Annotated in this window: 12 protein-coding genes; 9 read left to right on the forward strand and 3 right to left on the reverse strand. The window is 47.2% G+C overall.

Annotated features, from left to right (window positions below):
- Window positions 1–23 precede the first annotated feature (23 nt).
- The 4 genes from AAIH57_RS09740 to AAIH57_RS09755 all read left to right on the forward strand — a co-directional run bounded on the left by AAIH57_RS09740 (window position 24) and on the right by AAIH57_RS09755 (window position 4300).
- Window positions 24–491 (forward strand): GNAT family N-acetyltransferase, encoded by a 468-nt coding sequence (locus tag AAIH57_RS09740; protein WP_175397700.1) that lies wholly within the window; start codon window positions 24–26, stop codon window positions 489–491.
- A gap of 213 nt (window positions 492–704) precedes the next feature.
- Entirely contained in the window at window positions 705–2057 is a 1353-nt protein-coding gene (locus AAIH57_RS09745; protein WP_175397699.1) for an amino acid permease, read from the forward strand.
- 571 nt (window positions 2058–2628) lie between these two features.
- On the forward strand, window positions 2629–3492 hold the full coding sequence (locus tag AAIH57_RS09750; RefSeq protein ID WP_175397698.1) for a prohibitin family protein: 864 nt from the start codon (window positions 2629–2631) through the stop codon (window positions 3490–3492).
- A 67-nt stretch (window positions 3493–3559) separates the two neighbouring features.
- Window positions 3560–4300: an endonuclease V gene (locus AAIH57_RS09755; RefSeq protein WP_430021485.1), complete on the forward strand. Its 741-nt coding sequence runs from the start codon at window positions 3560–3562 to the stop codon at window positions 4298–4300.
- Window positions 4301–4515: 215 nt separating this feature from the next.
- On the opposite strand, the gene AAIH57_RS09760 is transcribed toward AAIH57_RS09755, so the two are convergent.
- Window positions 4516–5427, reverse strand: a complete 912-nt coding sequence (locus tag AAIH57_RS09760) for a LysR family transcriptional regulator (RefSeq protein WP_175397696.1) — start codon at window positions 5425–5427, stop codon at window positions 4516–4518.
- 130 nt (window positions 5428–5557) lie between these two features.
- On the opposite strand from AAIH57_RS09760, the gene AAIH57_RS09765 reads away from it, so the two are divergent.
- The gene (locus AAIH57_RS09765) at window positions 5558–6601 is read left to right on the forward strand and encodes a 2,3-butanediol dehydrogenase (RefSeq protein ID WP_430021486.1); all 1044 of its coding nucleotides are present in this window, start codon (window positions 5558–5560) and stop codon (window positions 6599–6601) included.
- A 149-nt stretch (window positions 6602–6750) separates the two neighbouring features.
- Here the strand turns inward: AAIH57_RS09765 and AAIH57_RS09770 are convergent, their stop codons facing one another.
- Entirely contained in the window at window positions 6751–7263 is a 513-nt protein-coding gene (locus AAIH57_RS09770; protein ID WP_430021487.1) for a GNAT family N-acetyltransferase, read from the reverse strand.
- A 159-nt stretch (window positions 7264–7422) separates the two neighbouring features.
- The gene (locus tag AAIH57_RS09775; RefSeq protein ID WP_430021488.1) at window positions 7423–8190 is read right to left on the reverse strand and encodes an AraC family transcriptional regulator; all 768 of its coding nucleotides are present in this window, start codon (window positions 8188–8190) and stop codon (window positions 7423–7425) included.
- A 202-nt stretch (window positions 8191–8392) separates the two neighbouring features.
- Between AAIH57_RS09775 and AAIH57_RS09780 the strand changes: the two genes are divergently transcribed.
- The 4 genes from AAIH57_RS09780 (at window position 8393) to AAIH57_RS09795 (ending at window position 14163) form a co-directional block, all read left to right on the forward strand.
- The gene (locus tag AAIH57_RS09780) at window positions 8393–10714 is read left to right on the forward strand and encodes a beta-L-arabinofuranosidase domain-containing protein (RefSeq protein ID WP_430021489.1); all 2322 of its coding nucleotides are present in this window, start codon (window positions 8393–8395) and stop codon (window positions 10712–10714) included.
- Window positions 10715–10794: 80 nt separating this feature from the next.
- Window positions 10795–11361 carry a Uma2 family endonuclease gene (locus AAIH57_RS09785; RefSeq protein ID WP_430021490.1) on the forward strand — a complete coding sequence of 189 codons (567 nt, stop codon included), beginning with the start codon at window positions 10795–10797 and terminating at the stop codon, window positions 11359–11361.
- A 369-nt stretch (window positions 11362–11730) separates the two neighbouring features.
- Window positions 11731–12462, forward strand: a complete 732-nt coding sequence (locus tag AAIH57_RS09790; protein WP_430021491.1) for an NfeD family protein — start codon at window positions 11731–11733, stop codon at window positions 12460–12462.
- Between the two features lie 12 nt (window positions 12463–12474).
- Window positions 12475–14163: a vWA domain-containing protein gene (locus tag AAIH57_RS09795; protein ID WP_175397691.1), complete on the forward strand. Its 1689-nt coding sequence runs from the start codon at window positions 12475–12477 to the stop codon at window positions 14161–14163.
- The last annotated feature ends 13 nt before the right edge of the window (window positions 14164–14176 follow it).

Consider the following 14176-nt stretch of genomic DNA (forward strand, 5'->3'; position numbering starts at 1 on the left):
AATTGTCGGCAGGAGTGGTTGTTATGGAGATCAGAGTGGATGACTTGAGTGGGGATCAGGTCAAAGGATTAATCGCGGAACATTTGCTGGGTATGGCCGAAGATTCGCCGCCGGAAAGCATTCATGCGCTGGATCTGGATGGATTGAAGAAACCCGAGATTACATTCTGGTGCGCTTGGGAAGGTGATGAACTGCTGGGATGCGGAGCCATGAAGGAACTGAATGTCGAGCATGGAGAATTGAAATCGATGCGTACGGTTAATGCCCATCTCAGAAAAGGAGTAGCAAGACAAATCCTGACACACATTATTGAGGTTGCCAGAAGCCGGGGGTACAAGCGGATCAGCTTAGAGACCGGATCGATGGATTCATTTATCCCGGCACGCAGGATGTATGAAGACTTTGGCTTTGAATACTGCGAGCCTTTTGCAGATTATATATTGGACCCGAACAGTGCGTTCATGACGAAGGAGTTATCACCGCTCGGTTAATCCCCTAGTTGTTTCAATCTCGTTTTCAAAAGGGTAATCAACCAGGATTCTGTCTTCACAGGATTCTGGTTTTTTGACGTGGCCGCATGAATTGAATGAATTTGCCATAAGGAACTTCTGTGCTGAGGCATGAACAATAGGGTATACTGGAAATTATGTTATAAAAGCTTGAGAGAAGAATTACAGACGTTGTTGACATCAGGAGGACTTGAATTGGCTCAGACAGAAGGAACATTACAGAAAAAGCTTAAACCAAGACACATCAGCTTCATGGCCATGGGTGGTGTCATTGGAACCGGGATTTTCAAAGGAAGTGCCGAAACGATTGGGCTTGCAGGTCCGGGAGTAATCCTAACGTACATTTTTGCCGGACTATTACTGCTCGTTGTGATGGCTGCAATGGCGGAGATGGCCACTGTCTACAAAAACAAAAACATGAAAGACTTCGTGCAGGAAGCCTTCGGCAGCAGGGTATCCTTTGTGATGGGATGGATGTACTGCTTCCTATGGTTATCCGTGTGTGTCATTGAGGTAATCGCTGCGGGGAGCTTTTTGCAATATTGGTTCTCGGAAGTGCCGCTATGGATGCTGAGTCTGGCGTGCGCCGCATTTATTATACTCGTTAATCTGCTGAGTGTTGGGGTGTTCGGGGAGTTTGAATTTTGGCTGGCAGGCATCAAGATTGCCATGATTATTATTTTTATCATCCTGGGTACTGCATTGATCTTTGGCATTATTCCAAGTGATAACACGCCTTATCTGCATAATTACACGCAAGCCGGAGGTTTCCTTCCGAATGGGTGGTCATCGATCTTCTCCGCGCTCCTGGTTGTGATGTTCTCATATGGAGGCTCGGAGCTCATTGGTCTCACACTGACCGAGACGGAAAATGCGGACAAGGTGATGCCCAAGATTGTGGGCAATTTCATGCTGAGAATTATTTTGTTCTTCACGCTGCCCATCCTCATCATTTGCGGTCTGATTCCGTGGAATGAGCTCGGACCGGAGAGCAGCCCGTTTGTACAAGTACTGGCTTCCACAGGACTGCCCGGTGCAGCGCATATTATGAACTTTATTTTGGTGACCGCCGTTCTCTCTGCTGCAAATTCGGGCATCTACGGTGCATCCCGGATGCTGCATTCCATGGCGGTGGGCGGTGAAGCGCCTAAGGCGCTGTCCCGAACGAATCGTAGCGGCAGCCCGGTGAATACGTTGCTGGTTTGCTCCGTCATTTTGCTCGGAGGTTCCATGCTGGGACTGTTCGCTCAGGATCAATTATTCCGCGTATTGCTCGCAGTGCCCGGGTTCGTCGTGATGCTTGTATGGATCTGCATTGCCACTTCCCAGTTAAAATTGAGGAAGAGATACCCGGTCACACCGACATTCAAAGTCTGGGGATTCCCTTACGTAACCGGACTGGCCGTAATGGCGCTTGGTGTAATTGCGGTGATGTTCATATTCGATGAGGGCAATCGGTTCAGCATCAGTATCTGCCTCGGCGTTCTTGCCGTATTGATCATCTGGTCCTTGATCCGGTTCAGGAAGTCGAGTGGACAGGAAGTTTAAGGTTTGCAGAAGTATGATTGATGAGTAGAGGTATGTATCTCTAAATGGACCAAACATCTCGGCATTGATGCCGGGATGTTTTTTTTATGTGCAAAGGAATGAGCTCAGAGAGTTGAGATCAGGCGGCAACGTGGACTCGCTCTTTCAAGTCTTTTCTATGTTGAAAAGTGAGGCGGAGATCCTTGGCCAGCAAGAAGTCTCTAGAGATCATTGAAACCAGATATGAAAATAGAAGTATATATTTAGAAGAATTAAATATTTTAGTTATCGATTGGAAGAAGGGGGAGGTGGACGAAGCAACATTTTAAATAAAGTTTGGTTACGAAGGACTAGCAGGGGGAGAGTTTAAGCAGAAGTGTAATTCAAATGAACGGTGTGAGTTTTTATGTGATGATTAAATTTGTGTTTGGATACAACCATAGAGGGAGGACGAGTATGCCATTCATTGGAGGAATCATTTTAGTCTTTATCTTAGCATTTATTCTATGGTCATTAATGTTCCCGTTATTCAATATGGTAGGTAGTAGAGTCCTGAAAAGATACAACAAATTCAAACAAGAGGAGAATGTAAATGAAGAATCTAAAGACATTTAAGGTAGGAGCAATTGCAGTAGCTTTAGTGATTATTGTAGGCGTACTATTGGTGAGTTTTTTTGTGACACGAATTCCTAACGGATATGTTGGCGTTGTCTATTCACCAAACGGGGGCGTAAAAGATAATACGCTGAGTCAGGGATGGAAGTTGGTTGGTGCTTTTGATAAGGTGACAAAATATCCAATTCGAATTCAAACCGTTGAATACAAAGATATTCAGATTGCTACTTCTGACGGAAAAAACATCACAATCGATTTTGCGTACAATTATCAAGTAGAACCAAGCCAAGTGTCTTCGATCTTCAATACTTTTGGACCAATTAGCATTCAAGAAATTGAAGATACATATTTGAAAACACGTTTTCGTGATGCTGCCCGGAAAGGTATTTCTAAATTTACTGTAATTGATGTATATGGAGAAAAGTCATCTGAGGCCGGTGTAGACGTTCAACAACGTTTCGCAGACGATGTCAAAGAGCTAGGATTCATTGTATCTAATGTTACCGTTGGTGTTCCTCAACCAGATGCTAAAACCCAAGAAGCAATTGATAAAAGAGTTGAGGCATCTCAAGAGTTGGAACGTAAAACGACTGAGCTTGAAATTGCTAAAAAAGAGGCAGAACGGAAACGTGTGGAAGCACAAGGTAATGCAGACAAACTATTGATTGAAGCAGAAGGTCAAGCCAAAGCAAACAAAGAGCTTCAACAATCACTTACAAGCCAACTTGTTCAATACGAGACGATTAAGAAATGGGATGGTGTGCTTCCATATGTCAGTGGATCAAATACACCAATGATTCAGTTACCAACTGCACCTACAAAGACAGAAGAGGTGAAATAATTGGGGGGAGTTTTCTCCCCAACGGAGACATATATATTCCTTATATATCCAACTGAGAGGTAATTCAATGAATCAACTTAACATTTTACCCTCTGAACCATTCAACGAAGAAACTTTTGATCAGATCCAGCAGGAGCTGGTGCAACGTATAAACTTACAAAACAGCTTCAACAAGGAAGACATTCGTCTCGTAGCAGGAGTGGACCTGGCGTACTGGGAGGAAGAGGGACGAACACGGGCCGTGTGCTGTATTTGCGTAGTGGATTATATCACCCATGTGATCGTGGAGACGAAGTCATTGCAGGATGAGATCAAGGTGCCGTACATCGCTGGATACCTGTCATTCAGAGAACTGCCGCTCATTTTGGATACGTTTAACCAACTGGAGAAAGATCCGGATCTAGTCATGTTTGACGGGAACGGATATCTGCATCCGCGGCATATGGGGATCGCCACACATGCTTCGTTTTACCTCAACAAGCCTACAATCGGGATCGCCAAAAGCTATCTCAAAATTAAGGAAGTAGATTATGAGATGCCTGCCAATGAATCAGGGGCATTCACCAATATTGTCATTAACGATGAGATCTATGGACGAGCACTTCGAACACACCAACAGGTCAAACCAATCTTTGTTTCCTGCGGCAATGGGATTGATATCGATACGTCTACAGAAGTGACCCTGGCGTTGATTAACAAAGAAAGTCGGCTGCCCATCCCTGTAAGACAGGCTGATTTGGAAACGAAAAAGCACAGAGCAGCACGAAGACAAGTGGACGACACTGAAGGCAAACAGGGCCACCATTAAACGGATAGTTCCAAGAAGTGGCCCGAACTTCCATTTTGCTGGGGCATCAAACGAATGAGATGAGCGAGGCCGTTAGAAAAGTAAAAGTAAAGATATGTTACGAACGAGAAGGTACCGAGGCTGCTGGAGACAGGATGTGAAGAGACATCCCCAGCGTATGGCGTACTTTTTTGTTTTGATGGGCATGGATGTTGTAGCGGGTTTCAAGAAAACCCTTAATTCTTTAAGTAATCCAGCTCGATCGCCTGCCTGAACTTCTGGGCAAACCGCTCTGCGGCTGCGGCGACCTCCTTGGACTCGGTTTGTACGAAGCCGATTTGCATCTTGGGCTGGTCGATGGAGGCAATCTCCACCATCTTCACCAGACCTTCCTTCCATAACGAATTTTGATAGAAGGAGAAGTCGTGACCGATGCTGGCTGCTATATTGTTTCGAAGAACCGTGTTGATCGCTTCCGAGTTGTTTGTTTTGAAGAGGATGGACAGCGCTCCATAATCATACGTAAAATCCTGAATGAAATCTTCAATGAAGCCATCGCGGTACAGCGCTAGAGGATGCTCCTTCAGTTGATCAGGCGTCACCCGGTTAAGCTTGGCCAGATCGGACTGATGGTGGGTGCCTACAACCAGTTTGCCGGAATACATTGGGCTGAAATGCAGTCCATCGAATTCACGCAGCTGTTTCGTGTAGATGGCAATGAAACCAAGGTGTGCCTTGTTGTTCCGGATATCTTCGATAATCTCCATGGAGCCTTTCTCTTCAATGGAGATATTCAACCGGGGATGCTCCCGCTTCATATCGGCAGTGGTCTGGACAAGGTAGTGCATGACACTGGGAAAGGTTGATACATGCAGGTCGCCTGTCAGGCAGGACGCTTCCGCATTCAGCGATTTCAATTCATCGACCCGCTGCAAAATGTCCAGCGCCTTGGCAATGAATTGTTTGCCTTCCGCTGTAGGGTGAGTCCCCTGCCGGGAGCGTTCGAACAGAGTCAGGCCAAGCTCCTTTTCAAGACGATGGATAGATTGACTGATGGCTGATTGTGTAACATGCAGGTGCTCCGAGGCGGCGGAGAAGGATTGTGTTTTGGCAATTTCAACGACATATTCAAGCTGTTCCAGATTCATGGGTTCATCTCCGTTTTAGCATTAGTTCTACTAATATTAACATTAGTATCTATAAATATGAATAATACGTGAACGGCGATATAATATATAGACGAGCTATTTTATAAGCTTAACTAAGGGGATGAAATTCATGAAAGCAGCAGTATGGTATGGCCATAAAGATGTTCGAGTGGAAGAACGTGAAGTTCCGGTTGCTGGGGCGGGACAAGTCAAAATTAAAGTGGAATATGCCGGGATCTGCGGCAGTGACTTGCATGCTTATCACCATGGTGTAGGGATTCAGGAAGGCGAAAATCACCCGCTCTCAGGTCAGAAGGCACCATTGACATTGGGACATGAGTTTGCCGGAACGGTTAGTGAATTGGGAAGTGATGTAAGCGGTATCAACGTAGGGGACCGTGTCGTTGTAGAGCCATTGTATCATTGCGGCAAATGCGAATACTGTATCCAGGGACGCTATAATCAGTGTACTCAATTCGGATTCGTTGGATTGAACGGTGATGGGGGGTTTGCCGAATATGTTGTTGTTGAGGCGTATATGGTACACCCATTGCCAGACAACGTTTCTTTTGAAGAAGGCGCACTTGTCGAGCCTACAGCCGTGGCGTTCCATGCCGTTCGTCACAGCAAACTGAAAGTGGGGCAGAAGGTGGCCGTGTATGGTGCAGGTCCAATCGGGCTGCTGACGATTCTATCTGCAAAAGCCGCTGGTGCTTCGACGATCTATGCGGTTGACGTGTTTGAGGAACGCCTGAACCTGGCAGCCAAGCTGGGAGCGATTCCGGTGAACAGTGCCAAAGTAAATGCAACGAAAGTTATCCTGGAGCAATCTGGCGGAATTGATGTTGCCTATGAAGCGGCAGGGGTACAACCAACGATGGACAGTGCTGTAGCGGTAGTCAAAAAAGGTGGAGAAGTAGTTGTTATCGCAGCCATCCCTAACCCGCTGCAGGTGAACTTCTTCGATCTTCTGGTGAAGGAAGCGAATCTGACGGCAACACTCGCGTATCGTCACATTTTCCCTGAAGTGATCTCTCTCATTGCTGAAGGAGCACTCGATGTGAAACAGGTCATCACCAAGAAAATCAAACTGGATAACATCGTGGAGGAAGGGCTTGAGCTGCTGATGAGCGACAAGAGCCATGCGAAAATTTTGGTGAAAATCGGTGGTTAATAAGCACATTTTGAATGAATAGATTTCAATGAACAGCCGCTCGTAATGAGCGGCCTGTTCTGTATTTAACGATTATATGTGCAGAAACTCATATCCTCGTTCGTTCATTTTCCTGCGGTTATGCCCCTCATGTCACAATCCCAGATGAATCACGAATCATAACGATAACAAATGGCGTTGCCTCCACTGTTACGCGGACTGAATTCTTCATCCTCCACAAAACCAAAACGTTCGTATAAACGAATGGCATTAACCATCTGTCCGCCCGTAAACAGATATACCTTGTCTTTGCCCATGTCTTTGGCTGATGCAACACACTGACGAAGGAGCTCGCGGGCAATGCCGTGTCCTCTCCATTCTGGATCCACGCCAAGCAGGCGAATAAACGGATAATCAATAGGGAGTTCAAAGTTGGGATAGGCCTTATGTGCCGTTTCGAACAATTGCACCGTGCCTACGACCTGATCGTCCACTTTGGCGACCCACAATTGCGCGAGGTAGGGGTTATCTAATGATTCCTTCATATCTTTTACGTAGGCTTCCCATCGTTCCTGATCCTGAAAGGTGTCCTTGTACTCCGCGTAACTTGCAACGAGGATATGTACAATCTCTTCATGGTCAGCTTCGGAAGCGGGATGAATCGTGACTGCCGTTGTCGTCATTTCAATTTCTCCTTCGGAAATGGGGTGGATGAAATATAGTTATTCCACATCGTAACACAACTAATTTGATCGGAATAATCAAAATTTTCTATAGATTACGTATGATTTTCTATGAGTAAGTCTATGCCAACATCTTCTCTTCTCATACGAATCCAGCAATTATAAACGATTGAGCTGGGTGGAATACAGGTTGTTGCGATATTCGGTTGGCGTATTGCCTTCGTACTGCTTGAACATGCGAAGGAACAGTTTGTAATCCGAGAATCCGCATTGCCCGGCAATTTCCTTTACACTAGCATTGGTATTGAGCAGCAGCTGTTTGGCACGGTTGATCCGCTCGGTGAGAATGTACGTTTTCAGGCCGATGCCTTTTTCGCGTTTCACCATTTTGGAGATATAGTCCTTGTTAAAACTGAAATGCTCCGCAATCTTGCCTACCGTGATATCCGTATGAAGATGAATATCAACCCATTTGCAGATATGGTCAACGACCGCATTATGGGGCCGATAACCAGCCTCCGCGTTTCGCTCAAGCTCTTTTAACAGCAGCAGAAGTGCCGCTTCTGCCTCTTCGGGAGAGAAGGACGAGACATGTAGCAGCTGCTTGAACAGCTGATTGGCCGTCGAGGGCACCGGGATGGTCGCATGCGTTGGATAACGGTCGAATCCTTCGGTTAAAGGTTCGTAGTGAACCCAGTAAAAGCTGACGGGAGCATCGCTCATCTGGTAACCATAATGGGTATGCCCCGCTCGCAGAAACAGCAGATCATTGGCACGAACCACATAATACCGATCTTCCTCCGCAATATACATCTCGCCTTCCAGCATCAAAATGATCTCATGCACAGGCATGATCCGCTTCATATGTGTCCAATTGCCTTCCGTAATGAACTTGCCGCACAGATAATATTGGATTGGCTTTTGCATAAGACGGATTTATCCACCTTTTCTTGGATTATGAGTCTGATGTAGTTGTATTTTATTTGATAACATGTGGTTAATCAAGGATTGACATGAGGCAGTAATCATACAGTGTATAAATGGAAACACGGATTTTACCCTTTCAACCTGCTTCGGAAAAGCTATTAAAAGTCATCATATCATTACATAACGAGGAGGAATATGAACCATGATTGAAACGAAAAAGGGATTTCTGGGTCCTGAACATGTGCATTTGTTAAACGGGGTTTTCCAAACATCCCAACAGGTCGGGGAACGGTACCTGTTATCACTGGACATCGATCGGTTCCTGGCCCCATGTTACGAGGCACACGGATTAACCGCAAAGAAGGAACGGTATGCCGGCTGGGAAGCGCGGACGATCAGCGGACACTCTCTTGGACATTATCTGTCTGCTCTTGCTGTAACTTACCAGGCGACAGGCAATGAGAAGCTCAAACAAACACTGGATTACGCCGTCACCGAACTTGCAGGAATTCAGCAGGCGACAGGCAGCGGATATATCGGCGGTTTGACCGAGGAAGCCTTTGATGCGGCGTTCCGGGCCGAGCGTATTGGCAGTTTTGATATCAATGGATTCTGGGTTCCGTGGTACAGCGTACACAAAATCTATCGCGGTCTTATCGACGCTTACAAGCTTACGGGCAATCAGCTGGCCCTTGATGTGGTTACCCGGTTCGCGGATTGGGCCGTGGCGGGCATGAGTAGCATGACAGAGGAACAGGTACAGACGATGCTCCAGTGTGAGCATGGCGGCATGAACGAAGTGTTCGCTCAGTTGTACGGAATAACGGGTCAATCCGTTTATCTCAATATGGCCAATCGGTTCACCCACCAAATGATCCTTGAGCCCTTGGAGCAAGAGCGGGATGATCTTCAGGGCAAACACGCCAATACTCAGATTCCAAAAGTAATCGGCGCGGCCGAAATTTATAACCAGGATCATTCGCATGAGAGCTACCGGACGGCAGCGGAATTTTTCTGGGACACAACGATTCACCATCGCTCCTATGTGTTCGGCGCCACGAGCATCTCGGAACATTATGAGGCGAAGGGAATGGAGAGCCTTGGTATCAAAACCGGAGAGAGCTGCTGTACCCACAACATGATGCATCTGACGAAACAACTGTTTGCCTGGAACCCGGACAGTGCCTACATGGACTATTATGAAAACGCCATCTATAATCACATCCTGGGCACGCAGGATCCCGATACAGGCAACAAAACGTATTTTGCTTCCACGCTTCAGGGTCATTACAAAATCTACGGGACACATGATACCGCATGGTGGTGCTGCACAGGGTCAGGGATGGAGAATCCCGGCAAATACGCCGAGGCGATCTATTTTGAGGATGAACAGGACCTGTACGTGAATCTGTATATCGCCTCCCAGCTGGACTGGGCGTCACAGGGCTTATCCTTGAAGCTCGAAACCGATTTCCCTTATTCGGAAAAAGTAAACCTGACGATCACCGGAGGCCATGCCTCGGCCAATCTAAGATTACGCGTGCCCTCATGGCTGCAGGAGCCAATGACGGCAACCGTCAATGGGGATACGGCACATCTGTATACTCGGATGGAACCCGGATATCTCTCCATCGAACGCACATGGTCCGCTGGCGATGTCATCACCATCACCCTGCCGATGTCACTGCGCCAATACACGTCCAGGGATGATACGCACAAGGTAGCGTTCCTGTATGGTCCCATCGTGCTGGCAGGTGCACTGGGAAGCGAAGGGCTGCCGGAAGATACCATTGTGGATGAGACGGCCCTGAATCCGAAGACAGCACCCGTACCCGTGATCTGGACGGAGAAGGAAGATGTCACTGAATGGATCAGAGAGGTGGATTCGGGAACGTTAACTTTTGAACTCAGCAAGGATGTGACGTCTACAGGTGAAGCTGTGAAGCTGATTCCGTTCTACGATGTGCATCATGAGTTTTATACGGTATATTGGCCGTTTAACGATGAAGGCGATGCGCTGGAGAAGGAACTGAATGATATCACCATCGACAGGGTGCAGCCGGACGGCCAGCAGGACGAGATCGGGCATCATCTGGATAGCAACTGCCGTGCAGAACACCATAACGGTTCATACACGGACAGCCGCAACAGGCTGCATATGTGGCGGGAAGCCTTTGGCGTCAGCGGAGCATATTTCAGTTACCAATTGGCTGTAGATGGTTCCGGTTCGAATGTTTTGTGTGTCGGCTATTGGGGCGGGGATCATTCACCATTTGAACGGGAAGGAACGCGGTATACCAGAGAATTCAGCGTTGTTGTGGATGGAACCGTAGTCGGCCAGCAGCGAATTCATATGAACAAGATCGGTGAAGTGTTCTATGCGACCTATGATATTCCTGAGACGGTTACCTCCGGTAAGGACAGTGTGACCGTTACGTTCCTGGCCATTGGTGATCATGGGTGCGCAGGGAAAGTCGTAGAGGTGCGTACAACCCGAAGCAAGCCAAAATCCTTGATCTCATAAATCGGCATCGAATGGAAATCAGCAAACACAAGGGTATAATGATTATACAAAGTCGATTAGGGATCAGGGAGGTTGAATGTGTGGCAAAACCGGATGACAAAAGTATCTATAGCTTTCAGGATTGGCTGACCTGGGAAGGAGCATGGGAACTCATTAACGGCAAAGCCTATAATACGTCCTCAGCACCGACCTCCAGGCACCAATTTATTGTGGGTGAGCTGCACTTCTCCTTGCGAACTTTTTTGCAGAACCAAAAATGCTATGTGTTTGTTGCACCCTTCGATGTGTATTTTAGCGAAAATGAACAATACGATACACCAAATCATGTTGTACAGCCAGATCTGTCCGTCATTTGTCCCAAGGACCAAATCTCCAAAAATGGCTGTCACGGTGCACCGTCTTTGATCTTAGAAGTATTGTCTCCTTCGACTGCCTTGAAGGATTTTAATGAGAAGTTTAATTTGTATCAGAAATATGGTGTGCATGAATACTGGATTGTCGATCCTGGCAACCAGACTGTACATGTTTATACGCTAGAGGATGGAAGCTATCAGGATCGTAGATTGTATACGCAAGATCAGACGATTCAATCGAAGCTGTTCCCGGAACTGGCGATCCCTTTTCAGCAGCTGTTCAGGCTGGAATAGAATATATATGGAAATACTCCGGCGCTCTGCGCCCGGAGTATTTTTTTATGTCTTTTTCCTGCTCGTCCTATATAAAAAATGACACGCAATCTCCACATTCCACGTATTACCTGTAAATCTTTCTTTTTCCGTTACCGGATAATTCCGAGTTTTTCTTCGTCCATATTGGACCCGTTGTCATGAGATTACAAAATTTGTCCACGTGTCCCTGTAGATGAAATGGGATGAGCCTGCGCCACGTATATTTATGAATATCCATATTCACCGACCCGAATGAGGGCAACATCATGTACAATGAAGGATATATCCGATGGTAAATATCGACAATCGGTCCATCATATAGCGAGAAAGGAGGTCAGATCATATACGATGACCAAGTACATAAAATGGCTGGGCCTGATCTTCGGCGTTGTCGTCATCAATGTTCTTTTGTTTTCGCCAGGATTCATTGGACTTGGCTTCAGTGGTGGGGCTTTTGCAACGGCGCTGACCGTAACCCTTCTGTTCGGGAGTGTAATGGCTCTCTTTTATGGAAGTTACACTCTGCTGTTTAAACAGCCCGTGGTCTTGCCCGTTAAGCAGATCGAAACCCATGAAGATTATGTGGAAGCACTGTCCTTTTATAGACGCATTAAAGTGCTTGAAGAAGATATTACGCTGGGATTGTCCCAATTGAGCCGGATGAAGAAGAAGAAAGAAACGCTCCTGAACGTGCTGAATCAGCGGTTCGATCCGGGGGAGCTGAGCTATAAGAAATTTGCCTCCGTCACGCTAGAAGTGGAGAAGCTGCTGTACCTCAACATTCGAAGCGTGCTGAACAGACTCCATGTATTCGATGAAGCCGAATACGCCGCATTGATGAAATCCAAATCCTCCAAGATTCCACCAAAATTATTTCAGGAAAAAACCAAAGTGTATAACGACTATCTATCCTATGTGAAAGACTCGCTCCATACCAATGAAGAAATTCTACTCAAACTCGATCAGCTGCTGCTGGAAATATCACGCCTGGACAGTTTTGAAGCCGGGGATATCGAACAGATGCCCTGCATGCAGGACATTGATCAGTTAATTAAGCACACCAAATTATACAGACAGTGAGGGGTTGCATCTATGGCGAAGAAAGGGAAGTTTTTTTTCATATCGGTTGTGATGTTGGTACTTGTGTTCGGCCTGGTCTATGCGGGAATCACACTGACATCGAACTTCGGTAAATCCAGTACACAGGTGACAACGGAGAACGCAGGCAAAGAGTTGGGCAAGTTGTACGCGGACATTGCACCAGCAACGGCTGAACCCGTGAAGGGACAGATCGATCTGGATCCGGTTGATGTGGCAGAATCGCTGCCGGACATCTCCAAGTTCCCGATTACCGTTGAGAATACGACGAATGAGTATGTCGAGATTTTCTCGTCCATCGAAAAATCCGGGACTGGGGCAGACGGCTGGCTAACCGAGGTCAGTGAAGAATTCAACAAGGCTAACATTACAGTGGGCGGTCAACCGGTATCGGTAAAGATCCGCAATATTGCATCCGGAACAGCAGCCGATTACATCAAGTCCGGCAAATACGTACCCGATGCATACACGCCTTCCAATGAACTGTGGGGAGAGATGGTTGCCGCAAGCGGTGTGAAGACCGAAAAGGTATCCGAACGCCTGGTGGGGAATGTCCCCGGGATTGTTATTTCCAAAGCGAAATATGATTCGCTCGTTGACACGTACGGTTCCGTCAATGTAAAAACGGTCACCGAAGCGATTGCCAATAATGAACTCGCAATGGGGTATACCGATCCGTTTGCCAGCTCTACAGGGCTTAATTTTCTCGTGACAGCGCTGAATACGTACGATAGCTCCAATCCGCTGGGGGAGAAAGCGATTGAAGGCTTTGAGAAATTCCAGGCCAACGTACCGTTTACGGCTTCCACAACCATTCAGATGCGTGAAGCGGCGAAATCAGGTCGACTGGACGCCTTTGTGCTCGAATACCAAACGTATGTTAACACCGCTGATCTGAAAAGCGGATATGTCTTTACACCATTTGGCGTAAGGCATGACAGTCCGCTGTATGCACTGGGGCAGCTGCCGGAGAACAAACAGGAGATCATCCAAAAGTTCGCGGAATTCGTCACCCAGGCGAAATATCAGCAGTCGGCGGAAGAGTTCGGATTTAACGGTTTGCAGGACTACAAGTCCGAGCTGGCGACCGTCGATGGTGGCACGTTATTGTCCGCACAGAAAGTATGGAAAGAGAAAAAGAACGGCAGCAAACCGATCGCGGCTGTATTCGTGACCGACGTATCCGGAAGCATGGATGGGGAGCCGCTGAACCGGCTGAAGGAATCCCTCCGCAAAGGTCAGAAATATCTGGGCACGGACAACAGCATTGGCCTCGTTTCGTATTCCAGTGGCGTAACCGTAAACCTGCCGATTGCCAAGTATGATACCAACCAACAGTCCATGTTCGTGGGGTCCGTGGATAGTTTGCAAGCAGGCGGCGGTACGGCGACCTTTGATGGAATCGTTGTAGCGATGAAGATGCTGGAGGACTATATGGCCGCTGATCCGAACGTGAAGCCGCTGATTTTTGTGCTGAGTGATGGGGAGACCAACGAAGGACATACACTGAAGGATATTCGTGAACTGGTAGAGACATATCAAGTGCCAATCTACACGATCGGATACAACGCAGACATCAAGGCTCTGGAGAGCATCTCCAGCATTAACGAAGCGGCCAGCATCAACGCCGATACCGACGATGTCGTGTACAAGATCGGAAACCTGTTTAACGTGCAGATGTAAATTTAAGGGGGAA

It is taken from the genome of Paenibacillus sp. MABNR03 (assembly GCF_050455445.1).
GTDB classification, from domain to species: Bacteria; Bacillota; Bacilli; order Paenibacillales; family Paenibacillaceae; genus Paenibacillus; species Paenibacillus xylanilyticus.

Bases quoted from the DNA above. Each gene is read 5' to 3' on its own strand.
- AAIH57_RS09740 (WP_175397700.1), top strand. From the start codon at position 24: ATGGAGATCAGAGTGGATGACTTGAGTGGGGATCAGGTCAAAGGATTA.
- AAIH57_RS09750 (WP_175397698.1), top strand. From the start codon at position 2,629: ATGAAGAATCTAAAGACATTTAAGGTAGGAGCAATTGCAGTAGCTTTA.
- AAIH57_RS09755 (WP_430021485.1), top strand. From the start codon at position 3,560: ATGAATCAACTTAACATTTTACCCTCTGAACCATTCAACGAAGAAACT.
- AAIH57_RS09760 (WP_175397696.1), bottom strand. From the start codon at position 5,427: ATGAATCTGGAACAGCTTGAATATGTCGTTGAAATTGCCAAAACACAA.
- AAIH57_RS09765 (WP_430021486.1), top strand. From the start codon at position 5,558: ATGAAAGCAGCAGTATGGTATGGCCATAAAGATGTTCGAGTGGAAGAA.
- AAIH57_RS09770 (WP_430021487.1), bottom strand. From the start codon at position 7,263: ATGACGACAACGGCAGTCACGATTCATCCCGCTTCCGAAGCTGACCAT.
- AAIH57_RS09775 (WP_430021488.1), bottom strand. From the start codon at position 8,190: ATGCAAAAGCCAATCCAATATTATCTGTGCGGCAAGTTCATTACGGAA.
- AAIH57_RS09780 (WP_430021489.1), top strand. From the start codon at position 8,393: ATGATTGAAACGAAAAAGGGATTTCTGGGTCCTGAACATGTGCATTTG.
- AAIH57_RS09790 (WP_430021491.1), top strand. From the start codon at position 11,731: ATGACCAAGTACATAAAATGGCTGGGCCTGATCTTCGGCGTTGTCGTC.
- AAIH57_RS09795 (WP_175397691.1), top strand. From the start codon at position 12,475: ATGGCGAAGAAAGGGAAGTTTTTTTTCATATCGGTTGTGATGTTGGTA.